Origin of the sequence: Pseudomonas sp. PDM17, from assembly GCF_014851985.1 — a bacterium.
Classification (GTDB): domain Bacteria; phylum Pseudomonadota; class Gammaproteobacteria; order Pseudomonadales; family Pseudomonadaceae; genus Pseudomonas.
Genome location: NZ_JACVAT010000001.1, coordinates 949,461 through 973,641, shown reverse-complemented (window position 1 = coordinate 973,641; position 24,181 = coordinate 949,461). Strand labels below are relative to the sequence as shown.

The 24,181-nt window shown below is 62.4% G+C and carries 24 protein-coding genes; 4 read left to right on the top strand and 20 right to left on the bottom strand.

What is annotated here, in order from left to right; all coding sequences use genetic code 11:
* Window positions 1–40 precede the first annotated feature (40 nt).
* The 9 genes from IB256_RS04730 to IB256_RS04690 all read right to left on the bottom strand — a co-directional run bounded on the left by IB256_RS04730 (window position 41) and on the right by IB256_RS04690 (window position 10,949).
* A complete protein-coding gene (locus tag IB256_RS04730) occupies window positions 41–2,275 on the bottom strand; it encodes a chemotaxis protein CheA (RefSeq protein WP_192290980.1) in 2,235 nt (744 codons plus the stop codon).
* A gap of 31 nt (window positions 2,276–2,306) precedes the next feature.
* Window positions 2,307–3,089 (bottom strand): protein phosphatase CheZ, encoded by a 783-nt coding sequence (locus IB256_RS04725; protein ID WP_045212054.1) that lies wholly within the window; start codon window positions 3,087–3,089, stop codon window positions 2,307–2,309.
* A gap of 19 nt (window positions 3,090–3,108) precedes the next feature.
* Window positions 3,109–3,483, bottom strand: coding sequence for a chemotaxis response regulator CheY (locus tag IB256_RS04720; protein ID WP_009621098.1), 375 nt, complete (start codon window positions 3,481–3,483; stop codon window positions 3,109–3,111).
* Between the two features lie 197 nt (window positions 3,484–3,680).
* Window positions 3,681–4,430 carry an RNA polymerase sigma factor FliA gene (gene fliA / locus IB256_RS04715; RefSeq protein ID WP_045212057.1) on the bottom strand — a complete coding sequence of 250 codons (750 nt, stop codon included), beginning with the start codon at window positions 4,428–4,430 and terminating at the stop codon, window positions 3,681–3,683.
* Window positions 4,427–5,254 carry a flagellar synthesis regulator FleN gene (gene fleN / locus IB256_RS04710; RefSeq protein WP_017520297.1) on the bottom strand — a complete coding sequence of 276 codons (828 nt, stop codon included), beginning with the start codon at window positions 5,252–5,254 and terminating at the stop codon, window positions 4,427–4,429. The genes fliA and fleN overlap by 4 nt, the downstream gene beginning before the upstream one ends.
* A gap of 163 nt (window positions 5,255–5,417) precedes the next feature.
* Window positions 5,418–6,728 carry a flagellar biosynthesis protein FlhF gene (gene flhF, locus IB256_RS04705; protein ID WP_192401484.1) on the bottom strand — a complete coding sequence of 437 codons (1,311 nt, stop codon included), beginning with the start codon at window positions 6,726–6,728 and terminating at the stop codon, window positions 5,418–5,420.
* 15 nt (window positions 6,729–6,743) lie between these two features.
* Window positions 6,744–8,867, bottom strand: coding sequence for a flagellar biosynthesis protein FlhA (gene flhA / locus IB256_RS04700; protein ID WP_192381224.1), 2,124 nt, complete (start codon window positions 8,865–8,867; stop codon window positions 6,744–6,746).
* 114 nt (window positions 8,868–8,981) lie between these two features.
* Complete coding sequence (locus IB256_RS04695; protein WP_192401482.1) at window positions 8,982–9,566, bottom strand: hypothetical protein; 585 nt, start codon at window positions 9,564–9,566, stop codon at window positions 8,982–8,984.
* Window positions 9,567–9,668: 102 nt separating this feature from the next.
* On the bottom strand, window positions 9,669–10,949 hold the full coding sequence (locus IB256_RS04690) for a TPM domain-containing protein (protein WP_192401480.1): 1,281 nt from the start codon (window positions 10,947–10,949) through the stop codon (window positions 9,669–9,671).
* A gap of 325 nt (window positions 10,950–11,274) precedes the next feature.
* On the opposite strand from IB256_RS04690, the gene IB256_RS04685 reads away from it, so the two are divergent.
* The 4 genes from IB256_RS04685 to IB256_RS04670 are packed head-to-tail and all read left to right on the top strand — an operon-like array spanning window position 11,275 to window position 14,833.
* Window positions 11,275–11,772: a hypothetical protein gene (locus IB256_RS04685; RefSeq protein WP_192401478.1), complete on the top strand. Its 498-nt coding sequence runs from the start codon at window positions 11,275–11,277 to the stop codon at window positions 11,770–11,772.
* Entirely contained in the window at window positions 11,769–12,539 is a 771-nt protein-coding gene (locus tag IB256_RS04680; protein WP_192401476.1) for a PAAR domain-containing protein, read from the top strand. The genes IB256_RS04685 and IB256_RS04680 overlap by 4 nt, the downstream gene beginning before the upstream one ends.
* A gap of 12 nt (window positions 12,540–12,551) precedes the next feature.
* A complete protein-coding gene (locus IB256_RS04675; protein WP_192401474.1) occupies window positions 12,552–14,309 on the top strand; it encodes a peptidoglycan-binding domain-containing protein in 1,758 nt (585 codons plus the stop codon).
* 2 nt (window positions 14,310–14,311) lie between these two features.
* On the top strand, window positions 14,312–14,833 hold the full coding sequence (locus IB256_RS04670; RefSeq protein ID WP_192401472.1) for a hypothetical protein: 522 nt from the start codon (window positions 14,312–14,314) through the stop codon (window positions 14,831–14,833).
* Window positions 14,834–15,000: 167 nt separating this feature from the next.
* Here IB256_RS04670 and flhB read toward each other — a convergent pair whose 3' ends face one another.
* The 11 genes from flhB to IB256_RS04615 form a co-directional block, all read right to left on the bottom strand.
* Entirely contained in the window at window positions 15,001–16,137 is a 1,137-nt protein-coding gene (flhB, locus tag IB256_RS04665) for a flagellar biosynthesis protein FlhB (RefSeq protein WP_192401470.1), read from the bottom strand.
* Window positions 16,137–16,913 carry a flagellar biosynthetic protein FliR gene (gene fliR / locus IB256_RS04660; RefSeq protein ID WP_192290998.1) on the bottom strand — a complete coding sequence of 259 codons (777 nt, stop codon included), beginning with the start codon at window positions 16,911–16,913 and terminating at the stop codon, window positions 16,137–16,139. Before fliR ends, flhB begins: the two co-directional genes overlap by 1 nt.
* On the bottom strand, window positions 16,913–17,182 hold the full coding sequence (gene fliQ, locus IB256_RS04655; RefSeq protein ID WP_045212070.1) for a flagellar biosynthesis protein FliQ: 270 nt from the start codon (window positions 17,180–17,182) through the stop codon (window positions 16,913–16,915). The genes fliR and fliQ overlap by 1 nt, the downstream gene beginning before the upstream one ends.
* Window positions 17,183–17,216: 34 nt before the next feature.
* On the bottom strand, window positions 17,217–17,927 hold the full coding sequence (gene fliP / locus IB256_RS04650; RefSeq protein ID WP_225594669.1) for a flagellar type III secretion system pore protein FliP: 711 nt from the start codon (window positions 17,925–17,927) through the stop codon (window positions 17,217–17,219).
* A gap of 77 nt (window positions 17,928–18,004) precedes the next feature.
* A complete protein-coding gene (fliO, locus tag IB256_RS04645; protein WP_138215079.1) occupies window positions 18,005–18,499 on the bottom strand; it encodes a flagellar biosynthetic protein FliO in 495 nt (164 codons plus the stop codon).
* 1 nt (window position 18,500) lies between these two features.
* Entirely contained in the window at window positions 18,501–18,968 is a 468-nt protein-coding gene (gene fliN, locus IB256_RS04640) for a flagellar motor switch protein FliN (protein WP_138215080.1), read from the bottom strand.
* A 22-nt stretch (window positions 18,969–18,990) separates the two neighbouring features.
* Window positions 18,991–19,962, bottom strand: a complete 972-nt coding sequence (fliM, locus tag IB256_RS04635) for a flagellar motor switch protein FliM (RefSeq protein ID WP_192401465.1) — start codon at window positions 19,960–19,962, stop codon at window positions 18,991–18,993.
* A gap of 9 nt (window positions 19,963–19,971) precedes the next feature.
* Window positions 19,972–20,493 (bottom strand): flagellar basal body-associated protein FliL, encoded by a 522-nt coding sequence (gene fliL, locus IB256_RS04630; RefSeq protein WP_192291002.1) that lies wholly within the window; start codon window positions 20,491–20,493, stop codon window positions 19,972–19,974.
* A 216-nt stretch (window positions 20,494–20,709) separates the two neighbouring features.
* Window positions 20,710–22,014 (bottom strand): flagellar hook-length control protein FliK, encoded by a 1,305-nt coding sequence (locus tag IB256_RS04625; RefSeq protein ID WP_192401463.1) that lies wholly within the window; start codon window positions 22,012–22,014, stop codon window positions 20,710–20,712.
* 66 nt (window positions 22,015–22,080) lie between these two features.
* Complete coding sequence (locus tag IB256_RS04620) at window positions 22,081–22,422, bottom strand: Hpt domain-containing protein (RefSeq protein ID WP_151187839.1); 342 nt, start codon at window positions 22,420–22,422, stop codon at window positions 22,081–22,083.
* A 54-nt stretch (window positions 22,423–22,476) separates the two neighbouring features.
* Window positions 22,477–24,174: a SpoIIE family protein phosphatase gene (locus IB256_RS04615; RefSeq protein WP_192291008.1), complete on the bottom strand. Its 1,698-nt coding sequence runs from the start codon at window positions 24,172–24,174 to the stop codon at window positions 22,477–22,479.
* Window positions 24,175–24,181: the final 7 nt, after the last annotated feature.

The following is a 24,181-nucleotide window of genomic DNA, read 5'->3' as shown; positions in this document are numbered from 1 at the left end:
CGGGCGGGCGCGGGGTCGTCCCACGTCCCGCCCATGGCGGTCAGATACGACGGGCGTAGCGCTTGAGCATGCTCGGCACGTCGAGGATCAGCGCAATGCGGCCGTCCCCGGTAATAGTCGCCCCCGCCATGCCCGGCGTGCCCTGCAGCATCTTGCCCAGCGGCTTGATCACTACTTCTTCCTGGCCCACCAACTGGTCGACCACGAAGCCGATGCGCTGGGTGCCCACGGAGAGGATCACCACGTGGCCCTCGCCCGGCTCGTCATACTGCGCGCCCGGCACCAGCCAGCGCTTGAGATAGAACAACGGCAGGGCCTTGTCGCGGACGATCACCACTTCCTGGCCGTCGACCACATTGGTGTTCGACAGGTCGAGGTGGAAGATCTCATTGACGTTGACCAGCGGGAAGGCGAAGGCCTGGTTGCCCAGCATCACCATCAGGGTCGGCATGATCGCCAGGGTCAGCGGAACCTTGATGACGATCTTCGAGCCCTGGCCCTTGGTCGAGTAAATGTTGATGATGCCGTTGAGCTGGGAAATCTTGGTCTTCACCACGTCCATGCCGACACCGCGGCCGGAGACGTCGGAAATCTCGGTCTTGGTCGAGAAGCCCGGCGCGAAGATCAGGTTGTAGCAGTCGGACTCGGACAGGCGATCGGCCGCGTCCTTGTCCAGCAGCCCTTTTTCCACGGCCTTGGCGCGCAGCACATCCGGGTCCATGCCTTTGCCGTCGTCGGAGATCGACAGCAGGATGTGGTCGCCTTCCTGCTCGGCGGACAGCACCACCTTGCCCGAACGCGACTTGCCGGCGGCTTCTCGCTCGTCGGGGCCTTCGATGCCGTGGTCCACCGCGTTGCGCACCAGGTGCACCAGCGGGTCGGCCAGGGCCTCGACCAGGTTCTTGTCCAGGTCGGTCTCTTCGCCGATCAGCTCGAGGTTGATCTCTTTCTTCAGGTTGCGCGCCAGATCGCGGACCTGGCGCGGGAAGCGGCCGAAGACCTTCTTGATCGGCTGCATGCGGGTCTTCATGACCGACGACTGCAGGTCGGCGGTGACCACGTCGAGGTTGGAGACGGCCTTGGCCATCGCCTCGTCGCCACTGTTCAGGCCCAGGCGCACCAGGCGGTTACGCACCAGCACCAGTTCGCCGACCATGTTCATGATCTCGTCCAGGCGGGCGGTGTCCACTCGCACGGTGGTTTCCGCTTCGTTGGCCGGCTTCTCGGCGGCGGCAGCGGTGGGCTTGGCCGGCGCTGGCTTGGCGGCAGCGGCCGGCGCCGGAGCGGCAGCAGGCTTGGGTGCGGGCGCAGCAGCCGCTTTGGGCTGTGCATGGGATGGCGCAGCCGCGACCGGCTCTTCCTTCGCGCCGGTAAACTGGCCTTTGCCGTGCAGCTCGTCGAGCAGCTTCTCGAATTCGTCGTCGGTGATGTTGTCGTCGCCGCCGACCGCCGGAGCTTCCTCAGGCTTGGTCTGGGCAACAGCCTCGACGGCAGCCGGGGCCTCTTCCTTCGCACCGGTGAACTGGCCCTTGCCGTGCAACTGGTCGAGCAGCGCTTCGAACTCGTCGTCGCTGATCTCGTCGCCAGCACCGACGGCGGGCGCCTCGGCAACCGGTGCCGGAGCCGCGCTGACGGGCTCCTTGGCAGCAGCGCTGAACTGGCCCTTGCCGTGCAGCTGGTCGAGCAGTGCTTCGAACTCGTCGTCGGTGATGTCGTCGCCACCGCTGCCAACCGGTGCGGCAGGCGCTTCGGCGGCGGGCTCGAGGGCATCCATCAGTTGTTCGAACTCGGCGTCGGTGATGTCGCCATAGGCGGCCGCAGCGGCCGGGGCCTCCTCCACGACAGGCTCGGCAACAGCCGCAGCGGGAGTTTCGGCAGGAGCAGCGTTCGGATCCGCCAGGCGCGACAGCGCGGCCAGCAGCTCGGGAGTCGCCGGCGTCGGCTCCTCCGCATCACGCACCTGCTGGAACATGACGTTGACGGTATCCAGCGCCTGCAGCATCACGTCCATCAGCTCGGCATCCACGCGGCGTTCGCCCTTGCGCAGCATGTCGAACACGTTCTCGGCGATGTGGCAGCACTCCACCAGCGCATTCAGCTGGAGGAAGCCGGCACCACCTTTGACGGTATGGAACCCACGGAAGATTGCGTTGAGCAGGTCCATGTCATCCGGGCGGCTTTCCAGCTCGACCAGTTGTTCGGACAGTAGCTCGAGAATCTCGCCGGCCTCCACCAGGAAGTCCTGGAGGATTTCGTCATCGGCGTCGAAGCTCATTCGGTGCTCCCTCTACAGCGTCAGCGGACGCTTAAAAACCAAGGCTGGACAACAGGTCATCGACATCGTCCTGACCGGATACGACGTCCTTTCTTGTATCGGCAGCAATCTGCGGACCTTCACCCTTGGACGATCTTTCTTTTTCCACCGCGTCGCGCATGCTCTCGTGGTCATGCTCGATGCCGGCGTAGCGATCGACCTGCCCCGCCATCCAGACCAGCTTCACCAGGTTCGACTCGACCTCGGTCACCAGCTTGGTGACGCGCTTGATCACTTGCCCGGTGAGGTCCTGGAAGTCCTGCGCGAGCAGGATGTCGTTCAGGTGCGCGGAAAGTTTGCGGCTGTCCTGGGCACTGATGTAGAGGAACTGCTCGACACGCTTGGCCAGGTCACGGAAGGCCTCGGGGCCCAGCTCGCGACGCATGAAACGCGACCAGTCTTCCTGCAGCTCCTTGGCCTGGGTCTCGATGTGCATGACCACCGGGGTGCACTCTTCCACCAGGTCCATGGTCCGATTGGCCGCTTTCTCGGTCATCGTTACCACGTAGGACAGGCGATCAGTGGCGTCGGCAATCTGCGAGACTTCCTGGGCGCGCGGGGAGCTGGGATCGATCTGGAAGTTGACGATGGCGTTGTGCAGCTCGCGGGTAAGCTTGCCTACCTCTTGGTAGAGCCCGCGATCACGCGCCTGGTTGAGCTCGGAGATCAGCTGCACGGCGGTCTGTACGTCGCCCTGCTCGAGGCAGTCGACCAATTCGCGCGCGTGTTTTTTCAGGGTCGACTCGAAGTCACCCGCGGATTCGTTGAAATCCATGACGCCCTCTTGGTCAGCCTCAGCCGCCGACCCGCTCGAAAATCTTCTCGATCTTTTCTTTCAGCACCTGAGCGGTGAAAGGCTTGACCACATAGCCGTTGACCCCGGCCTGGGCCGCTTCGATGATCTGGTCGCGCTTGGCTTCGGCGGTGACCATCAGTACCGGCAGGTGCTTCAGACGCTCGTCGGCGCGGACCGCACGCAGCAGGTCGATGCCGGTCATGCCGGGCATGTTCCAGTCGGTAACGAGGAAGTCGAAGTTGCCGCTGTGCAGCATCGGCAGCGCAGTGGTGCCGTCGTCGGCTTCTGCGGTGTTGGTGAACCCCAGGTCCCGCAGGAGGTTCTTGATGATGCGCCTCATCGTGGAAAAGTCGTCCACGATGAGAATTTTCATGTTCTTGTCCAAACCTGCCTCCATCGATACCAAACGCGCCCTGGCGGGCGTGCCGTCAATTCATCGAGCGCCGTGCGCTCTTTGCTGTGGGCGCGTCAAAGGAACGTCACCCAAAAATTCGTAAGCCTATAACTTGCCTAAGGAAAATCCCTTCAGCACCGCCTCTCAGAAGCAGCCGACGCGAAACTACCCGATGCTCAGCGAGCGCGCCACTCCGCCAGTCGCGAACGCAGGCGCGCGGCGCACTGGCTGTGCAGCTGGCTGACGCGGGACTCGCTGACACCCAGCACTTCGCCGATCTCCTTGAGGTTGAGTTCCTCGTCGTAGTACAGCGCCAGCACCAATCGCTCGCGCTCGGGCAACTTGGTGATGGCGTCGGCCAGGGCCGCCTGGAAGCGCTCGTCTTCCAGCCCGTGGGACGGCTCGTTGTCGTGGTGCGAGGCGTCTTCGGCAAAGCCGCCGCCCTGGTCACCGTCCTGCAACATGTCATCGAAGCTGTACAGACGGCTGCCCTGGGTGTCGCTGAGGATGCCGTAATAGTCTTCAAGGCTCATATTGAGTTCGGCAGCGACCTCCTGATCTTTAGCGTCACGTCCGGTGCGCGCTTCGACGGCGCGGATGGCGTCGCTGACCATGCGGGTGTTGCGGTGGACCGACCGCGGGGCCCAATCGCCCTTGCGCACCTCGTCGAGCATGGCGCCGCGGATGCGGATGCCGGCGTAGGTTTCGAAGCTCGCACCCTTGCCCTGATCGTATTTCTTCGCAGCCTCCAGCAGGCCGATCATGCCGGCCTGCATCAGGTCCTCCACCTGCACGCTGGCCGGCAGACGGCCGAGCAGGTGGTAGGCGATGCGCTTCACCAGCGGGGCGTGTTTCTGGATCAGCAGTTCCTGGGAGTTGTGCGCCTGTGCCTTGCTGTACATACGCGCTCCGGAGGCCGCGGTCATACGGCCGAACCCGTGGGATGTTGCACCAGGCGCTCGACGAAGAACTCCAGGTGCCCTCGAGGGTTGGCCGGCAGCGGCCAGCTGTCGACCTTCTGCGCCACCGCACGGAAGGCCAGGGAAGCCTTGCTGCGCGGGAACGCCTCATACACCGAACGCTGCTTCTGCACGGCCTTGCGCACCGACTCGTCGTAGGGAATGGCGCCGACGTATTGCAGCGCCACGTCCAGGAAGCGGTCGGTGACCTTGGTCAGCTTGGCGAACAGGTTGCGGCCCTCCTGGGGGCTGTGGGCCATGTTCGCCAGCACGCGGAAACGGGTCATACCGTAGTCGCGGTTGAGCAGCTTGATCAAAGCGTAGGCATCGGTGATGGACGTGGGTTCATCACAAACGACCAGCAGCACTTCCTGGGCGGCACGCACGAAGCTCACCACCGAGTCGCCGATGCCGGCGGCGGTGTCCACCACCAGCACGTCGATGTTGTCGCTGATGTCGCTGAACGCCTGGATCAGGCCGGCGTGTTGCATCGGCGTGAGGTGCACCATGCTCTGGGTGCCCGAGGCCGCCGGGACGATGCGGATGCCGCCGGGGCCCTGGAGGATCACGTCACGCAGGTCGCATTCGCCTTCGATGACGTCGGCCAGCGTGCGCTTGGGCGACAGCCCCAGCAGCACGTCGACGTTGGCCAGGCCCAGGTCGGCATCCAGCAGCATGACGCGGCGGCCGAGATCGGCCAGCGCCAGCGACAGATTCACCGACACGTTGGTCTTGCCCACGCCACCCTTGCCGCCGGTGACTGCGATTACCTGAACGGGATGCATACCCATATCAATACCTTGTCTCGTCGTTCGACCGTCACGCATCGGCGTTTCGGCTAATCCGGCTGCAGTGCTCTACTGCCTCCGGCGCTCGCGGATCGTCTTGCAGAGCATCCGCATCGCTTGGGCGGCTCAACCGGCCACCCCACGCCCCACCCGGGGCTCACAATCTTCAGCTGGCGCGACGCACCGGCTGTTGGTAAAGGCCGGCGAACATGTCCGCCATGGCATCCTCGCAAGGCTCTTCGGGCGACTGCAGGCTCACCGCGCGGCTGACCAGTTGGTGCGCGCGTGCCACATGCAGGTCGTCCGGGATCTTCGGCCCGTCAGCCAGATAGGCTACCGGTAGATGCTGGCTGATAGCCAGAGCCAGAGCTTCGCCGAGGCTTCCCGCTTCGTCCAGCTTGGTCAGGATGCACCCGGCCAGCCCACAGGAACGATAGTTCTGCCAGGCGGACTTGAGTACCTGGCTCTGGCTGGTCGCGGCCAGCACGAGGTAATTCTTCACATTCAGGCTCAGCGACGACAGCGCTTCGAGCTGCATGCGCAGCGCCGGATCGTTGGCGGGCAGGCCGGCGGTATCGATCAGCACCAGGCGCTTGCGCGCCAGCGGTGCCATGGCCTGGATCAGCGACTGGCCCGGATCGACCAGGGTCACCGGCACATTGAGAATGCGGCCCAGCGTCTTGATCTGCTCCTGCGCACCGATGCGGAAGCTGTCCATGGACACCAGGGCGATGCTCTGCGCGCCGTACTTCAGTACGTAGCGCGCGGCCAGCTTGGCCAGGGTAGTGGTCTTGCCCATGCCGGCCGGGCCGACCAGGGCGATTACGCCGCCCTGCTCCAGCAGGTCGATTTCCGGGGTATTGATCGAGCGAGCCAGATGCGCCAGCAGCATGCGCCAGGCCTGCTTCGGGTCGGCAATGGACGCCACGCGCTCCAGCAGGTTGCGCGACAGGTCGGCCGGCAGCCCCATGCGCTGCAGGCGACGCCACAGGCCGGCCTGTTTCGGGCGCTGGTTCTGCAGCTGGTTCCAGGCAATCGAGCCCAGCTGCACTTCGATCAGTTCGCGCAGGCCGTTGAGCTCGAAGCGCATGGCTTCCAGCGCCTGCTGGCCGGCAGCGGCCGGTGCCGGGGCAACCGGTGCATCCATGGCGGCGGCCAGGGTTTCGGCGGCGCTGCGACGCGGCTTCTCGGTGCCGTACATTTGACGGTCGCCGCGCACGCTATCGCTGGCGCGGGTCGGAGCCGACAGGTCAGCCTTGGCCTGGGCGATCTTCGCCTGGGTCTTGCGCAGCTCGGCTTCCAGCGCCGGGTTCGGCTTGCTGGCTGCCACCGGGGCCTGGTAATCCAGCGCCGCGGTCAGCTCTACGCCACCTGCGACACGGCGATTGCCGATGATCGAGGCGTCCGGGCCCAGCTCGTCACGGACCAGTTTCATGGCCTGACGCATATCAGCGGCGAAGAAGCGTTTTACCTGCATGGCCTGCGACCTCAATCAATTCTGCCCAACAGTGGCAACGATCGTGACTTGTTTGTTGTCGGGGATTTCCTGGTAAGCCAGCACGTTCATGGTGGGAACCGCCATCCGGGCGAATCGCGACATCATCGCGCGGATGGGACCTGCCACCAGCAGAATCGCCGGCTTGCCGAGCATCTCCTGACGCTGCGCCGCTTCAACCATCGAGCGTTGCAGCTTTTCGGCCATTCCGGGTTCCAGCAACATGCCTTCTTCGGAGCCCTGTCCGGCCTTCTGAAGACTATTGAGCAATATCTGTTCCAACCTGGGTTCCAGAGTGATCACAGGCAGCTCCGGCTCTAGTCCCACAATGGTTTGCACGATTGCGCGGGACAGCGCGACACGAACCGCTGCCACCATCGCGGCGGGATCTTGACTCTTCACCGCCACGTTGGCGATGGCTTCCGCGATGGTACGGATGTCACGTACCGGCACCTGTTCCTGCAGCAACGCCTGAAGGACCTTGAGCAGCGTCGACAGGGAAATCATCCCCGGCACCAGCTCTTCGGCAAGCTTGGGCGAAGTCTTGGCCAGCAGTTGCATCAGTTGCTGGACTTCCTCGTGACCCAGCAACTCGTGGGCATGCTTGTGCAGCACCTGGTTGAGGTGGGTGGCGACCACGGTGCTGGCATCGACCACGGTGTAGCCCAGCGATTGCGCCTGATCACGCTGCGAGGCCTCGATCCACACGGCCTCCAGGCCGAAGGCCGGGTCCTTGCCGGCGATGCCGTTGAGGGTGCCGAACACCTGGCCGGGGTTGATCGCCAGATCGCGGTCCGGGTAGATCTCGGCTTCCGCCACGCTGACGCCCATGAGCGTCAAACGATAGGCGTTGGGCAACAGGTCAAGGTTGTCGCGGATATGTACCGAAGGCATCAGGAAGCCGAGGTCCTGGGACAGCTTCTTGCGCACGCCCTTGATCCGCGCCAGCAGCTGTCCACCCTGGTTGCGGTCCACCAGCGGAATCAGGCGGTAGCCTACCTCCAGTCCGACCATGTCCACCGGGGTCACGTCGTCCCAGCCCAGCTCCTTGGTCTGCTCGGCGCGCTGTGCCGGCAGCAGTTCCTGCTGGGTCTGGGCTTCCTGCTCGGCCTTCTGGCTGGCCTGGCGCTGGCGGTGCCAGATCAGGTACGCGCCAGCAGCGGCCAGGCCACCCAGGCCCACGAAGGAGACGTGCGGCATGCCGGGGACCAGGCCCATGGCGATCAGGATGGCGGCAGAGATCGCCAGCGCCTTGGGCGAGGCGAACATCTGGCGATTGACCTGCTGGCCCATGTCCTCGGAGCTGGAGACACGGGTCACCATGATCGCGGCAGCGGTGGACAGCAGCAGCGAGGGCAGTTGCGCCACCAGGCCGTCACCGATGGTCAGCAGGGCGTAGACCTTGCCGGCGTCGCCGAAGCTCATCGAGTGCTGGATCATGCCGATGGCCACGCCACCGATGAGGTTGATGAAGAGGATCAGCAGGCCGGCGACGGCGTCACCGCGGACGAACTTGCTGGCACCATCCATCGAACCGTAGAAGTCGGCTTCCTGGGCCACTTCAGCGCGGCGCTTCTTGGCTTCCGCCTGCTCGATCAGGCCGGCGTTGAGGTCGGCGTCGATGGCCATCTGCTTGCCGGGCATGGCGTCGAGGGTGAAACGCGCGCTCACCTCGGAGATACGCCCGGCACCCTTGGTGACCACCACGAAGTTGATGATCATGAGGATCGCGAAAACCACGATACCGACGACGTAGTTGCCGCCGATCACCACCTCGCCGAATGCCTGGATCACCTTGCCCGCAGCCGCGTGGCCGTCGTGGCCGTGCAGCAGCACGACGCGGGTGGATGCGACGTTCAGCGCCAGGCGCAAAAGCGTGGCGACCAGCAGGATGGTCGGGAACACGGCGAAGTCCAGCGGGCGCAGGGCGTAAACGCTGACCAGCAGGACCACGATGGACAGGGCGATGTTGAAGGTGAACAGCACATCCAGCAGGAACGGCGGGATGGGCAGGGTCATCATCGCCAGCATGGCGAGCAACAGCAGCGGCACGCCGAGGTTGCCCCGGCTGAGCCCTACCAGATTGCTGCGAACAGTGCCGATCAGTTGCGTACGATCCACCCGAATTTCCCCTGCGCGTTGGTGACCGAGCCGGCCACCGGATCAAACTTTTGACGCCCAACCGGGCATCCGCACAGGGTTTTGCAGGAAGCGTTCCAACTTCTTCGAAACGCTTCAGGAACTGTCTTTCACCAGTTTGAAAGTACCGTCCTTGAAGCTGCCCGCCACCGCGCAGGTGGACTGGTTGGCGTCGCTACGCGCCTCGAATCGGTAGTGGCCGGACATCACGCCGTACTCGGTGTCGTCTTCGCTGCGGACGATCTCCACGCGGTCGATCACCAGCTCGCCATGACTGGCGCGCAAGGCATCCTCGGGCACCTCCTGGAACAGTACCGCCGCGCCCTCACCCAGCCTTGCCCGACCCTCGCGCTGGGGGCCTATGGCGTAGCGACCGGAGAGCTTCGAAGGATCGAGGCGCAACTGGTCCTGCGCAGTGGTCAGGTGGAACTGCGCGGTGAGCGTCGCCGGGTGGCCGCCCTCTCCCTGCACCGCCAGAGGCACGCCAACCACCAGCTGGTTGTCACCGCTGAGCTGGGCGACATACAGCGAGCCCCACCAGCGATCGGTCACCTGCGCTTCGTGCTGGGTGCCACAGACCTGCAGGCGGTACTGCGTCACCGGTGTATCGGGTGCGCAGGCGCCGCACAGTCCGACGCCCACCGCCATCGCCAGCATCCTGAAGTGTCTCGCTTCGCTCATCGCCCTTCTCCGCTCAGTGCCCCGGCGCACGAAGGCTGGCGCCCTCGCGTCGAAGGTTCGACCGGCAACTCCCGGCGAAAGGTTCCCCTGTCTTTAGGCCGGTCACCAGCTCCCGGAGGCACCGCCTCCGCCACTGGAACCACCGCCACCGGAGAACCCACCGCCCGAACTGCCGCCGGACGACCCGCTGGACGAACTGCCGCCGGAGCCCGAGCTGCCGCCCGCGCCGCCCTGCCCCGCCGCGAACACTACCAGCCCCGGCAGGCACATGAACGGCAGCACCAGCAGCCAGTTCAGCGGAGCCGCCGGAGCACCGGCGAAGAAACCGATCAGCAGGTACAGGCCGAGGAATATCGCCAGGCGCCAGTAGAAGGCCTTGTGCCCGGCCGGCGCCTTGGCGGTCTTGCGCCCTTTGCGCCCCTTGCGAGGTCCGCGCCAGACGTCGCGCATCATCGAGATCAGCAGCCACCAGAGGCCGATGACCATCAGCACCGCCAGCGGCGCAGCCAGCGCATAGACCCAGAGCAGGCCGCCGAAGCGCGGCGTCAGGAAACCGAGCAGGATGCAGTAGGCAATCAGCCCCAGCACGCCGTAGAACACCACCCGAGCCGTCCACAGCGCACCGAAGGTAGCGCCGCCGACCAGCAGGCAGATTGGCGTGACGGCAACCACTCCCAGGGCATCCTTGCCGCCGGACAATATGGCCACCAGCACGACCACCACCGCGCAAAACGCCAGTGCGCCGCGCCAGCCCATCCGCCGTGCGGCCAGCAGCACGCCACCCACGCCACCGGCCACAAAGGACGCCAGCAACAGCCAGGCTTCCAGCGGCAAGCGCAAGGGTTCGGAGGCGGGCTCCGGCAGCACCTCGCCATCGACCAGCAGGATCAGCGCATCCACCGCCGAATCGATACCGCCAGCGAAATCGCCCTCGCGGAAGGCCGGCGCCATGCGCTCGCGGATGATGCGCCCGGCCAGCACGTCGGGAATTGCGCCTTCCAGGCCATAGCCGACCTCGATGCGCATCAGGTGATCGTCCTTCGCCACCACCAGCAGCACACCGTCGTCCACGCCCTTGCGGCCGAGCTTCCAGAGGTCGAACAGCTTGTTGGAGAAGGCCTCAATGCCCATCTTGCCCACCGTCGGCAGCATCACCACGGCGATCTGCGCACCACGCCGGTCCTCCAGAGCCTTGAGCTTGTCGATCAGGCGCGCCTTGGCGGCGGGGTCGAGGGTGCCAGTGACGTCCACCACACGCTCGCTCAGCGGCAGCAGCACGCCACCATCGGCGGGCGCGTCGGCCCAGACGGGCTGGACGCAGGTGAAGAGGCAGAGCAAGAGCCAGAACGCGAAGCGCAGGCCGGCGAAGGAATCCCGAAGCATGAAACGTTTCCTTGGCTGAACAGGCCGCCCGGAGCCTTCGACGCCGGACGCAGGCCGACCATCCTACTGCACGGGCGGAGCCTGCGGGTCACTCGTCCCGGCGCAGGTCCGGCGGGATCGGCAGGTCCAGCCGGAATATCGCCCCACAGTCCTACGCAGCTTTCGCGTCTCAACCCTCCCAGTATCTCCAACTGAAATCCCGATTAGCACAGCAACCTCGGCCACTTCCGACAGCCGCGCCCATATCACCATTGATAGCGTTCTGGGCTCCGCCTGCATTCCCCGGAGTAGGGAAATCAGCGCACTGCTCAATCAGGAGAACGGTATGACTCACACACCAAGCCCCCGCATTTATTACACCAACGAGACAACCGAAGCATTGTTGCGCAAGCTGGATGAGTTGCCTTTTTCAGAGGAGCAACTCGCTTCTTTCCATCCAGCGGAACTCGAAACGATACGCCAGAGCCAATCGCGGCTGCTCACGCATCCGGCGGCAGGTATTCGCCGGCTTGCCACCGAAGGTAGCCAGAGCCGACTGGGTGGAAGAATCGTCAGAGGGAGTTCGCCAGTGAACTTCACGCTTGCCGATGGCGAAAAAGTCTCTGCCGCCATCATCGGGGACCTGGTCGAATATCCGGATGGAAGCATTGCCCATATCGTGACAGGCGCAGGCCAGAGCTATTCCAACCTTGCCCTGGTTGGCAGCCTGCTGGACAACGGCGACGAAATCGTCAACACCCCGCAAGGCTGCGCCGTCCTTGTCCTCCGCAAGGGGCACACCTGGCCCGGCGACTTCCTTCCAGGCTCGGAAGCTCAGCGATGAGCCGCCCGGAAATCTATGGGCGCGGTCAGGCCCTGGACGGTGACAAGACAACCTCGGGCGCGACCCTGATCAGCACCTTGACGTACTCCGCGACGAGCCTCTCCCGAGGCATCGTCCGAATGGGAGACCCAACCACCACCTGCCCCAGATGTGGCCGGGAAGGAGTCGTCGCCGAAGGCGACCCCAGGAACAAATGGGACGGTGCACTCTGTGCTGTGGACGGCAATATCGTCAGTTGCGGCTGTCCACATGGGAGCAATCGAATCATCGCTCCGCTGGGGCCATTGTCTTCAACCAATCCAACTATACAACCCAAAACCTTGGCAGAGGCATTAAAGCCCACCCCAAAATCAAAGCTTAAAATCAGAATAACTCGACCGTATTCCGAGGAATTAATATCCAATAAGGATTATGCACTGGAAGTAAATGGAAAAATATTTTCAGGAAGGACAGATAGCTCTGGAAATATAGTGTGCGATACGGAGGAAAAATCGGGAGTAGCGAACTTAAAGGTGTATCCCTTTGGAAGCGAAAACAACCCTTGGGTTTGGAATATAGATATAGGCAAGCAAGCTCCCAGCGAAGAAATCAAAGGACAACAATCAAGATTAAAAAACCTCGGATTCTACGATGGTGAACTTGATGGAAAATCTGGCCCAAAAACACAATTCGCCAACAGATGCCTACTGCGCTCCTGCAAGCTACCAGATATCGCAAACCTATCAAATAAAGAATTATCCCACCTCAAGAAAAAGCATGATTTTTAAAAGGAAAATCACATGCGGTATGGAAATTTCAATCTTCAGCGCGGTGACCATGATGGGAATATCCAGCAAGGAACTCCTCCTCGGTGGGGCGCAGTAAACAACCCTCCACAGCCCCAAACCAACGCCGAAACCAGCAGCACATCTGCCAGTAGCACCACAACGCTCACTATTCCGGAACACGTTCGTTCTCTTCAGGAAGACCTAAGATCCCTTGGTTTTTTTATAGTTGAAACTCCTGATGGAGATTTTGGAAGAACTACAGAATGGGCTGTTCGCGAATTTCAGATCTATGCAAAGATGGGTCAAGTCGCAAGAGTGCGAAATGATAGAGTTGGCCAACCCCTGCTCACAGCCTCTGGCTCTCCGCAAACTATAAACAACCAAGAAGTACACTACGATAGCTCAGCAGTATATGTTTGCGCGGCTGGACAATCACCGGCACCGACAGGAAGCACGCCACGGCCTGCTACCTACTACGTAGACTCCCTAGAGTCGGTCGCCAACCAAAGCATATACAGTGGAGCCGTTTGCGGCGCGCTGAACGCAGAAACCATAGTAGCGCTCGAATTCTGGCTGGAGAATAATTATAGATGCCCTGTAATCATTGAGGCGTGGAGCATTACGAGCAACACAAGAACAAATCTGGCCGCCAACGGGTGCAATCTATGGAAACATAATGCAATAACAAACACAGGCCCAAGAGTATATTTTAGAGACTTCTCCAATTATTACACATACCCGCCAAGCAGGCCGCAGACTGAATATCACACGCTAGGTTATTACGAAGCACAATCATTTGGAGGGCCTTCCTCATCATCCAATCACAGCTGGTCTCCCGAGTCGGAAATGTCCATCTCGAACTTAACCGGATCAAACCTCACACCAGAAAATATAAATACAGCGCAAATATCGACATATAGAGTTATTCGCGGCTCTGCCCAGGCTGAATGTTATGGAAAATTCGATGTAATAAACTGTTGGGATAACGCTCTACTTTCCACTGGACCATGTCATTGGACGGCAGGGATTTTTGACAACAACCAGTACTCCAATGGAGAACTCCCAGCCTTTCTATCCTACTTCAGAGACAGAACCCCCCAAAACTATGATAGTGCATTTGGACATTTTGGCCTATTCCCACTCACAGCTTGGGGAAGCGCTAACTTATACTCTTCTGAAACAAGGACGTATTCGACATGGATCAAATTGAGCAACTCTAATTTCTTATCATCTCAACAACCTCATCAGGACTCAGAGTTCACGCCACTATCTCGAAATAGAGAAGAAGCTCATTATCTAAAAACCTGGCATTGGTTCTTCCGCTTCTCCATGGCCAGCCGAACCATAACAAACTATAGGCACGCAATGTGGGGAATGGCAAAAAGGAGAATCAGCGACATCCGTTCAAAGAGCATATCATTCCAAGTAAACAACACCACTATAAATTCCACAATCGGCCAAATATATACATCTGAACGAGCTACTGCCATCCTTCTGCGATGGCACATATACAGACCTAGCCATGTAGTTAGGGACCAGAGCCAGCGTATTACTGCAGCAATCCAATCAGCAATAAATAGCAACTCCAACTTAACTTGGACTGAGCCTATAGCTGACTGGACTGATGCACATGAGACAGCCCTAACCACGCACCTACTAAACGCAGCTACAGTCGTGAATAACTCTGCGACCACTGCCGCAGACTATGGTTCCGGCACTCCCCCAGGGCAACCCCGCACGGGTAGAAATACATTTTCTCTTGAGAACTAATAATGAAAATTTCTTCCTCATTAATTATAGCAATACTTTCCACACATGCCTATGCAGAACAGGCAACCCCATGCACTCAAGAATCCACAACAAAGTACTTTATAAGCAATTGGAAAAGCCCAGACAACTCAATCGACACTTTGACAAGAATAAACACAACAACAGGAGAGCTATCAGTTTCAGAAGGGCTACTAATTTACTCAGGCGATTTAAATCTTGATGGCAACAATGATGCAATATTCAAATCTTACGAAGGAGTGGGATCAAGCAAAGATAACACCTTTGATATACTTATAAGGTGCCGAGGATATTACGTATTTGCTGGCGGAGACTATTATGCAGAAATGGAAGTATCGAGCCAATCAAAAAATAACTATAAAAAAATTATAGCCAAATCCTACAAAAGGGACAGCAGAGATCAAATAGTCTACAACGGAAAAGAAGCAGCACTAACTAGAGAAACGCTCTCCTTCAGCCAGAAAGAGATGAAATACACCACAAATACATCATCAAAGAAACCATAACCCCAACTTCACCAAGGCGTTGAACAATCGCTTTTAGCAACAACAAGCAATGCAGGCACCCAATGATTTCAGGCGGCTAAAATAACCATCTATGAATTCTGAGTGCACCATCTGGTCTACCAACCCGAGGTCGTGCACTCAATGTCTGCAACCTCCAGTCCGCAAATTTATTCGTCGCGTCGCAAATCCGGCGGGATCGGCAGGTTCGGCATCGGTCCCGGACGCTTGCCCTTGCCCGCGCGGTACTGCTTGAGCTGGTAGACGTAGGCCAGCACCTGGGCCACGGCGAGGTAGAGGCCGGCGGGAATCTCGTGGTCGAGTTCGGTGGAGTAGTAAACCGCCCGCGCCAGCGCCGGCGACTCGAGCACCGTGACCTTGTGCTCCTGGGCGATCTCGCGAATCTTCAGCGCCATGAAGTCGTTGCCCTTGGCCAGCAGTCTGGGCGCCCCGCCCTTCTCCGCGTCGTATTTCAGGGCCACGGCGAAGTGCGTCGGGTTGGTGATGATGACGTCGGCTTCGGGCACCGCCTGCATCATCCGCCGGTTGGCCATCTCGCGCTGCATCTGGCGGACCTTGGCCTTGACCTCCGGCTTGCCCTCGGAGTCCTTGTACTCGTCCTTGACCTCCTGCTTGGTCATCATCAGCTTCTTGCGGTTGTCCCAGAGCTGGAAGGGCACGTCCGCGGCGGCGATGAAGATGATGCTGCAGGCCAGCCAGAAGGCGCTCCAGCCGACAATCCGGGCGCTGTGCACCATCGCCTGTTCCAGCGGCTCGTGGGAGATGGCCAGCAGGTCGTCCTGGTCGGACTTGAGCACCAGGACCGCCACGATCAGCACCAGCACGAACTTGGCCAGGGCCTTCAGCAACTCGGTCAGCGAGCGCAGCGAGAACATGCGCTTGAGCCCGGCCAGCGGGTTCATCCGGCTGAACTTGGGCGCCAGCGCCTCGGCGGAGAACAGCCAGCCGCCCAGCGCAACCGGACCGACCAGCGCCGCGATCAGCAGCACCGCGAGGATCGGCCAGATCGCATCGGCGCCGATCTTGCCGCCGGCGATCAGCAGGTTGAGCATGCTCTCGCTGTTCATCACCGTGGCGCGGTCCAGCTCGAAACTGCCGCGCATCAGGCGCATCAGCGCATCGGCCAGGCTGGCGCCGAACATCAGCAAGGCCCCGGCGCCGGCCAGGAGCACGGCCAGGGTATTAAGCTCCTTGGACCGAGGGAGCTGGCCCTTCTCGCGCGCGTCGCGGCGCCGTTTCTCGGTAGGTTCCTCTGTCTTGTCTTCGCTACTGTCGTTCTCGGCCATCAGCGGGCCCCCACGAGTTCGCGAAGCAGGCGCAGGCCCTCACTGGCCAGCGCCTGGTACTGGGTGAGAATCTCGGCACTGCCAATCCAGACAATGACGAAGCCCATGATCAGGGTGAGCGGGAAACCGATCGAGAAGATGTTCAGCTGCGGCGCCGCGCGGGTCATCGCGCCAAACGCCAGGTTGACCACCAGCAGCGCGGTAATCGCCGGCAAGGCGATCATCAGGCCTGCGCCCAGGACCCAGCCGAGCTTGCCGGCCACCGTGATGAAGTGGTTGCTCGACAGCCCCTCGCCCACCGGCAGTGTGGTGAAGCTTTCCGCCAGCACCTCGAAGACCACCAGGTGGCCGTTCATGGAGAGGAACAGCAGGGTCACCAGCATGGTGAAGAACTGCCCCAGCACCGGTACCGAGATGCCGTTGGTGGGATCGACCATGGACGCGAAGCCCAGGCCCATCTGCATCGAGATGATCTGCCCGGAAATGACGAAGGCGTGGAACATCAGCTGCAGGACAAAGCCGAGCATGGCGCCGACGAGGATTTCCTGGGCGATGTAGACCATCGCCTTGAGGCTCAGCGCATCCACCTGCGGCATCGGTGGCAGGTTGGGCGTCAGCGCTACCGCGATGGCCACGGCCAGGTACAGGCGCACGCGGGTCGGCACCAGTTGGGTGCCGATGATCGGCATCACCATCAACATCGCGGCGATGCGGAACAGCGGGAACAGGAAGGCCCCGATCCAGCCGCCGATCTGCGCGTTGCTGAGCTCGAGCATCAGCCGATCAGCGTCGGGATGCTGGTGATCAGCGACTGGGTGTATTCCATCAGTTGCCGCAGCAGCCAGGGTCCCAGCACGATGAGGGTGAGCAGCACCACCAGCAGGCGCGGCAGGAAGCTCAGGGTCTGCTCGTTGATCTGCGTGGCGGCCTGGAACATCGCCACGATCAGGCCCACCAGCAGGCTGGGCAGCACCAGGATGCCGACCATCACGGCGGTCAGCCAGAGCGCTTCACGGAACAGGTCGACGGCGACTTCGGGGGTCATGGCTGCTCCTGTCGTTCAGCAGAGGGGTTCATCGCTAGACCGTCCCGAAACTGCCGGCGAGCGTGCCGATGATCAATGCCCAGCCGTCCACCAGGACGAACAGCATGATCTTGAACGGCAACGAGATGATCAGCGGCGAGAGCATCATCATGCCCATCGCCATCAGGACGCTGGACACCACCAGGTCGATGATCAGGAACGGAATGAAGATCATGAAACCGATCTGGAACGCCGTCTTCAACTCCGAAGTGACGAACGCCGGCACCAGGATGGTCAGGGGCGTGGCGTCGGCGCTGGCGATGTCGGTGCGCTTGGACAGCCGCACGAACAGCTCCAGGTCCGATTGCCGGGTCTGCGCCAGCATGAAGGCCTTGAGCGGCACTTCCGCGCGAGTAAGTGCTTCCTGCGCGGGGATCTGCTCGCTCAGGTAAGGCTGCAGCGCAGTCGTGTTGATCTTGTCGAACACCGGCGCCATGACGAACAGGGTGAGGAACATGGCGAGGCCGATCAGCACCTGGTTCGACGGCGTGCTCTGCAGGCCCAGCGCCTGGCGCAGGATGGAGAAGACGATGATGATCCGGGTGAAGCTGGTCATCAGCATGACGAACGCCGGGATGAAACTCAGCGCGGTCATGATCAGCAGGATCTGCAGGCTGACCGAGTATTCCTGCTGCCCCTGCGGGTTGGTGGTCACGGTGATCGCCGTCAGCTGCGTCGGATCGGCGGCGAAGGCCTGCGGCGCCATCAGCGCCAGCAGGCCCAGGAGCAGCGGCGCGACTGCCTTGAGCGCACCGATCAGAGCGGAGAGGTTCGGCGAACGGGTCACTGCGGGCGGCCCTTGTCCTTGTTCAGCAATTCCAGCAGGCGCTGGGCGAATTCCGGCTGCGCCGGTTCCGATTCGGCAGCATGCACTGGCTGGCGCATGACGTGCAGCGGGGTGATGCGTCCGGGCGTCAGGCCCAGCAGCACCTGCTCCTCGCCCACCTGCACCAGCACCAGCCGATCACGCGGGCCGAGGGACTGGCTGGAAATCAGGCGGATCGCCTGGTTGCCGCGCGGCACGACCTGCTGCACGCGACGCACCAGCCAGGCCAGCAGGAAGATCAGCCCGACCACCAGCACCAGGCCCAGCAGCAACTGCATCAGTTGCGCGCCGGCGCTGCCGGTGATGATGCTCGGCGTGGAACTGGCGTGGACGATGGCCGGATTGGATGCCGGTGCCTTGGCCTCCTCTCCCAGGGCGAAGAGCGACAGCCCCAGCAGCGGGAGGGCGCCTACGCTGGAGAGCAGACGGGGATTCGCAAGCAGGCGGCCCATGTCAGCGCAGCTTCTTGATGCGTTCGCTGGGGCTGATCACGTCGGTGAGGCGGATGCCGAACTTCTCGTTCACCACCACCACTTCGCCATGAGCGATCAGGGTGCCGTTGACCAGCACGTCCAGCGGCTCGCCGGCCAGGCGATCGAGTTCGATTACCGAGCCCTGGTTGAGCTGCAGCAGGTTGCGGATGTTGATGTCGGTATGGCCGACCTCCATGGAAATGGTCACCGGAATATCCAGGATCACATCCAGGTTGGGGCCTTCCAGCCCGGCGATCATCGGCGTCTTGGGCGCCATGCCGAACTCTTCCATCGGTGCGCGCGGTGCGGCGGGCACGGCCGGAGCCGCAGCGCCGGCCATCATCGCGTCGATGTCGTCCTGGTTGGCATCACCGGATTCGGAGAGGGCCGCAGCCCACTCATCAGCCAGCGCCTGTTCTTCGGGAGTCACGTTTTCTTCGTCAGACATGGTGGGTCCTCGTGGGATCCGCTCAGCGCAAGCGCTCGAGGGGATCGAGAATCTGCAAGGCCAGGTTGCCCTTGTGCGAACCCAGCTTGACCTTGAAGGAAGGCACGCCGTTGGCGCGCATGATCATGTATTCGGGCAGCTCCACCGGGATCACGTCGCCCGGCTGCATGTGCAGGATGTCGCGCAGCTTGAGCTGGCGGCGCACGACGGTGGCCCCCAGCGGCACGCTGACGTCGAGGATGTCTTCGCGCAGGGCATTGATCCAGCGCTCGTCCTGATCGTCCACGTCGGACTGGAAGCCGGCATCGAGCATCTCGCGGATCGGCTCGATCATCGCGTACGGCAAGGTGATGTGCAGGTCGCCGCCGCCGCCGTCCAGCTCGATGTGGAAGGTGGAGACCACCACCACTTCGCTAGGGCTGACGATGTTGGCCATCGCCGGGTTCACCTCAGAGTTCACGTACTCGAAGTTGATCGGCATCACCGCATGCCAGGCCTCGGCGAGATCGACGAAGGCCTGCTCGATGACCATGCGCACCACCCGCAGCTCGGTGGGGGTGAACTCGCGGCCCTCGATCTTGGCGTGACGACCGTCACCGCCGAAGAAATTGTCCACCAGCTTGAACACCAGCTTGGCGTCGAGGATGAACAGCGCGGTACCGCGCAGCGGCTTCATCTTCACCAGGTTGAGGCTGGTGGGTACGTACAGCGAGTGCACGTACTCGCCGAACTTCATCACCTGCACGCCGCCCACGGCGACATCCGCCGAGCGGCGCAGCAGGTTGAACATGCTGATGCGGGTATAACGGGCGAATCGCTCGTTGATCATCTCCAGGGTCGGCATGCGACCCCGGACGATACGGTCCTGACTGGTCAGGTCGTAGGACTTGATCGCCCCCGGCTCGACGTCGGACTCGGTTTCCACCAGGCCGTCGTCGACGCCGTGCAACAGCGCGTCGATCTCGTCCTGGGAAAGTAGATCCTGCATGGCCATGGCGGGTACCTACTGCAATACGAAGTTGGTGAAAAGCACTTGCTCCACGGTCAACTGACCGGTCGCCTTCTTCGCCAGTTCCTGAAGACTGGACGTGGCCTGCTGACGAAGCATCTCCTTGCCGACCGGAGTCACCAGATTGTCGAAATTCTGGCTGGAGAACAGCATCACCAGCTGGTTGCGCACCAGCGGCATCTGCTCGCGCAGGGCATCCATCTGCGCCTGGTCGCGGCCCATCAGGGCAACGGCTACCTGAAGATAGCGCTGGCGGCCGTTCTGGTTGAAGTTGACCACGAAGGACGGCGCGAGAATCTCGTAGACCGCCTGCTTCTTCGTCGGCTCGGCGTGTTCCGCGGCCTTGGCTTGGGCTTCGTCGGGCTTGGCGCTCTTGTGCAGGAAGAACCAGGTACCGCCCACCGACGCACCCACCGCCAGCAGGAAAGCCAGCACGATGATGATGATGAGCTTCAGCTTGCCCTTGCCGGGCGCCTGGCCATCGGGGAGAGAAGGCGTCTGTTCTTTCTTGGCCATGCCAATAATCCGTCACTTTTGCGGCGCGAAGCGCTGATACCGGGGTAGCAGCAAGGGCTGTGCCAGTTTGGAAGAGTCCTACTGGCGACGCCGCGGATATTACAGGCTAGACGGAGGATGTCACGGGGAGCGAAGAGAAATTTCAGTCGATGCCAGCTAATCGGGGTATGGGGCGTAAAACGCTGTCCGTTCTACGCCCCATGAAGCCCGCGGGGATCACGCGTAGTAATCCACCAATCCCCTGCCCTGCGCCGCCGTCTGCGGGCGGATCTCGGACACGCCACTGAGCATCGGCTCATCGTCACCGCTGCCACTACCCGCCACGCTCCGCGAGCTGCCACGGCCGTCGCCCTGCTGCTGTTGCTGCCAGCCACGGGCGGACTGGTCGGAAACGTTCACGTCCAGCTGCATGCCCTGCTGGTTGAACATCTCGCGCAGACGGTGCTGCTGGCTGTCCAGCGCTTCGCGGACGTTGGCGTTGGCGCTGACGAAGTTCACCTGGGTCTGGTCGCCGGTCATGTGGATGCGCACTTCCAGGCGGCCGAGGTTGGCCGGGTCCATCTGGATCTCGGCCGACTTGAGATTCTGCGAGGACATCCACATCACCCGGTCCACCACCTGATCAGTCCAGCCGTTCTGCTGCACGGACACCGCCTGCCCCGGCACCAGCGGGTTCACCGGGCGACTGGTCATGGCCTGCGGCGTGTTCAGCGCCTGCGTCAGCGACTCCAGGCGTGCGGCAAAGGCCTCGTTGCGCGGCATCTCCGGCTTGGCGTCGGTCTGCACGTCCGCCAGTTGCTGGGTGAGGTCGGCGCCATCTTTCAATGCGCCTTCAGCGAGCTTGGTTTCGGAGCCCTTGGCCGTCGAGTCCGAGGTCAGTGCAGCGAGGGCGGCGGACAGATCGTTCTTGCCGCTGGCATCCAGTGACTTGTCCCCCGCCTTGGCGCCGAGATGACCGGTGAGCTGGGTCTGCTGCGCCTGCTGGGCCTGGTCGTCGGCGCCCACGGCGAGCGTCAGGTTCACCCCCGGAATCTCGTTGAGCTTCTGCAGATCGCCATCGCTGCTGGCATCGGTGAGCGGACTGGTGCCGGTGCTGACCACCAGCGGCGGCGCTTCGGGCTCCGGCAGTTGGCCGGTCATGCCGAGCATCAGCAGCGGGTCGAGGGTCGCGTCGGGACTGGTCTGGGTATCCGTTACCTTCTCGTCCGCCTTGCTGGCGCCATCGGCCGGCAAGGCCTTGCCGTCCTCGGCAACCTTTGGCTGGTCAGCGGCAGCCGGCGCGGTGGAGTCCTTGCTCGCGGTGTCCTTGTCGGCACTGTCCCGCGGCTTGTCGTTCTTCGCCTTTACCGGTTTGTCGGCGCGCTCGCTGGCGGCTGGCCGCTGCTCCTTGGCGTAGACGTCCGCAAAGCTGGAACCCTTGTCGCTGCTGCTGTTCGACGAACTTTGCGCAGACTTGGAGAGCGCCGCCTTGGGCCGGGTGTCAGGCGTCGACGTCAATAAAATATCCGGGGCGACAGCCATCGGAGTTCTCCGTTGATGTGAATATCCAACACGGAGATAGCAAGGCGCGGGCCAACTCGGAAAAGGTCAGGGGCGACCGGGCAACAGCAGGGTGCGGACGATGGAGAATTCGTGCTCGACCTTGCCGATCAGGCCTTGCGCGCCGGCCAGGTCGTTCTGCCGCGCGGCCTCCTCGAGTCGCTTGCACAGGCTGCTCAGTACTGAGGCGCCCATGTTGCCGCAACTGCCCTTGAAGCTGTGCGCGGCGTGGCGCAGGGCCGGCGCATCGCTGGCGGCGGATGCCTCGCGGATGCTACGCAGGCGCTCCTCGGAGTCGCTGAGGAAGGTTTCCACCAGGAGCGGATACTCGTCTTCCATGATCGACAGCAAATTGCTCAGCACGGCGCCATCGAGATGCGGCTCGGACATTGGGCACTCCCTGAAAGACGGCTCGCCACCCTGCGGGGGACAAGAAGGCCCCGATTATGCCTGAGCCGACCAGAAGAACTCCACGGAGACCGCCTTGCCGTCGGCCGACCACTGACAGCGGTCCGATAGCTGCCGAACCAGCGTCAGGCCGCGCCCGCAGAGGCTGCCGGCGGCCCGCTGCGAAGCCAGCACCGCGCCCACGTCGAAACCGTCGCCGCTGTCCTCCACCCGCACCAGCAGGCGCCCGCCATCGCCGTGGGGGGCGAGATCAAGATGGAAGCGCACGAAGCCGTCGCGCAGGCTGATCAGGCGCTTGCTGCGCTCCTGGTAATAGCGGGCGAAGCCGGCGGCATCGCACTTGAGCGAGGAGTCCAGGCCCATCACACCGTGCTCCAGGGCGTTGGAGTACAGCTCGGCGAGCACGGTGTAGAGCGCACCGCCGCGCGGGCGCAGGTCTTGCACTTCCATCAGCAGTTGCAACAGGAAGGGCAGCGGATTGAAGTTGCGCAGCGTCGGCGCGCGGAATTCGAAGCTGGCGGACCAGTCCAGCGGGCTGCTCAGTCCGTTGTCGGAGAAAGCCAGCGGCGGGCGCTGCAGCGAGTCCTCGGGGACCAGTGCGATCTCCAGCATGCTGACGTCGTCCTGGGCCTCGCCGCGAAAACGCGCCACCGCCGCCTGGATGCCGTCGAACAGGCGCGACGGCACGAGGCCCTCACCGAACACCTGGTGCAGGCGCTCCTCGCCGAAGGCCTCGCCCGTGGCATTGCGCGCTTCCAGCACGCCATCGGAGAAGAGGAACACACGGTCGCCCTCCTCCATCGCGTAGACCTCGACATGGTCGCTGAAGGCCGAAGGGTCGAGAATGCCCAGCGGCAGATGCCGCGACACCAGCGGCTGCAGTTCGCCGCTGTCGTGGCGGTGCAGGTAGCCGTTGGGCAGGCCGCCGTTCCACACCTCCACCAGGCCGCGCTGGAAACTCAGGTTGAGCACCGCCGCGCAGCAGAACACGCCCACCGGGAGAATGCGTTTGAGCTTGGCGTTCATCTCGCGAAGGATGTCCGCCATCGGGTAGCCCTTGGCGGTCATGCCGTAGAACACCTCGGCCAGCGGCATGGCGCCGATGGCTGCCGGCAAGCCATGGCCGGTGAAATCGCCGAGCAGCACGTGCATGCCGCCGGAGGGCTTGAACGCCGCCAGCAGCAGGTCGCCGTTGAACAGCGCGAAGGGTGATTGCAGGTAGCGAATGTTCGCCGCGTTCAGGCAACCCGAATGCGCCACCTTGTCGAACACCGCCTTGGCCACCCGCTGCTCGTTGAGCAGGTGCTCGTTGTGCCGGGCGATCAGGTCGCGTTGCTCCAGCACCATCCGCTGCAGGTGATGCAGGCGGCCCATGGCGCGGATCTTGGCCTCGAGGATGACGCGGTTGTAGGGCTTGGAAAGGAAGTCATCGCCGCCCGCCTCCAGGCTCTGCACCAGCGCCTCGGGCTCGCTCAGCGACGTGAGGAAGATGATCGGCACCAGCTCCTCGCCAGCCTGCCGGCGAATCCGCCGCGCCGCCTCGAAGCCGTCCATCACCGGCATCAGCGCATCCATCAGCACCAGCTGCGGGCGCTCCTGGGCGAACAGCGCGAGCGCTTCCAGCCCGTTGCCGGCGGTGATCACACGATGGCCCTGGCGGCTGACGATGGTCGACAGCAACAGGCGATCGGCGGCGTTGTCGTCGGCGATCAGGACGGTGAGGAGTTCGGACATGGCCGTT

Bases quoted from the DNA above. Each gene is read 5' to 3' on its own strand.
- IB256_RS04625 (WP_192401463.1), bottom strand. From the start codon at position 22,014: ATGGCTGTCGCCCCGGATATTTTATTGACGTCGACGCCTGACACCCGG.
- fliR (WP_192290998.1), bottom strand. From the start codon at position 16,913: ATGCTCGAGCTCAGCAACGCGCAGATCGGCGGCTGGATCGGGGCCTTC.
- IB256_RS04720 (WP_009621098.1), bottom strand. From the start codon at position 3,483: ATGAAAATTCTCATCGTGGACGACTTTTCCACGATGAGGCGCATCATC.
- flhF (WP_192401484.1), bottom strand. From the start codon at position 6,728: ATGCAGGTAAAACGCTTCTTCGCCGCTGATATGCGTCAGGCCATGAAA.
- fliQ (WP_045212070.1), bottom strand. From the start codon at position 17,182: ATGACCCCCGAAGTCGCCGTCGACCTGTTCCGTGAAGCGCTCTGGCTG.
- IB256_RS04690 (WP_192401480.1), bottom strand. From the start codon at position 10,949: ATGCTTCGGGATTCCTTCGCCGGCCTGCGCTTCGCGTTCTGGCTCTTG.
- fliN (WP_138215080.1), bottom strand. From the start codon at position 18,968: ATGTCTGACGAAGAAAACGTGACTCCCGAAGAACAGGCGCTGGCTGAT.
- IB256_RS04725 (WP_045212054.1), bottom strand. From the start codon at position 3,089: ATGGATTTCAACGAATCCGCGGGTGACTTCGAGTCGACCCTGAAAAAA.
- IB256_RS04680 (WP_192401476.1), top strand. From the start codon at position 11,769: ATGAGCCGCCCGGAAATCTATGGGCGCGGTCAGGCCCTGGACGGTGAC.
- IB256_RS04615 (WP_192291008.1), bottom strand. From the start codon at position 24,174: ATGTCCGAACTCCTCACCGTCCTGATCGCCGACGACAACGCCGCCGAT.
- IB256_RS04670 (WP_192401472.1), top strand. From the start codon at position 14,312: ATGAAAATTTCTTCCTCATTAATTATAGCAATACTTTCCACACATGCC.
- flhB (WP_192401470.1), bottom strand. From the start codon at position 16,137: ATGGCCGAGAACGACAGTAGCGAAGACAAGACAGAGGAACCTACCGAG.
- IB256_RS04675 (WP_192401474.1), top strand. From the start codon at position 12,552: ATGCGGTATGGAAATTTCAATCTTCAGCGCGGTGACCATGATGGGAAT.
- fliL (WP_192291002.1), bottom strand. From the start codon at position 20,493: ATGGCCAAGAAAGAACAGACGCCTTCTCTCCCCGATGGCCAGGCGCCC.
- fliM (WP_192401465.1), bottom strand. From the start codon at position 19,962: ATGGCCATGCAGGATCTACTTTCCCAGGACGAGATCGACGCGCTGTTG.
- IB256_RS04620 (WP_151187839.1), bottom strand. From the start codon at position 22,422: ATGTCCGAGCCGCATCTCGATGGCGCCGTGCTGAGCAATTTGCTGTCG.
- IB256_RS04685 (WP_192401478.1), top strand. From the start codon at position 11,275: ATGACTCACACACCAAGCCCCCGCATTTATTACACCAACGAGACAACC.
- fliP (WP_225594669.1), bottom strand. From the start codon at position 17,927: ATGGCGCCGCAGGCCTTCGCCGCCGATCCGACGCAGCTGACGGCGATC.
- fliA (WP_045212057.1), bottom strand. From the start codon at position 4,430: ATGACCGCGGCCTCCGGAGCGCGTATGTACAGCAAGGCACAGGCGCAC.
- IB256_RS04695 (WP_192401482.1), bottom strand. From the start codon at position 9,566: ATGAGCGAAGCGAGACACTTCAGGATGCTGGCGATGGCGGTGGGCGTC.
- fliO (WP_138215079.1), bottom strand. From the start codon at position 18,499: ATGGGCCGCCTGCTTGCGAATCCCCGTCTGCTCTCCAGCGTAGGCGCC.
- IB256_RS04730 (WP_192290980.1), bottom strand. From the start codon at position 2,275: ATGAGCTTCGACGCCGATGACGAAATCCTCCAGGACTTCCTGGTGGAG.
- fleN (WP_017520297.1), bottom strand. From the start codon at position 5,254: ATGGGTATGCATCCCGTTCAGGTAATCGCAGTCACCGGCGGCAAGGGT.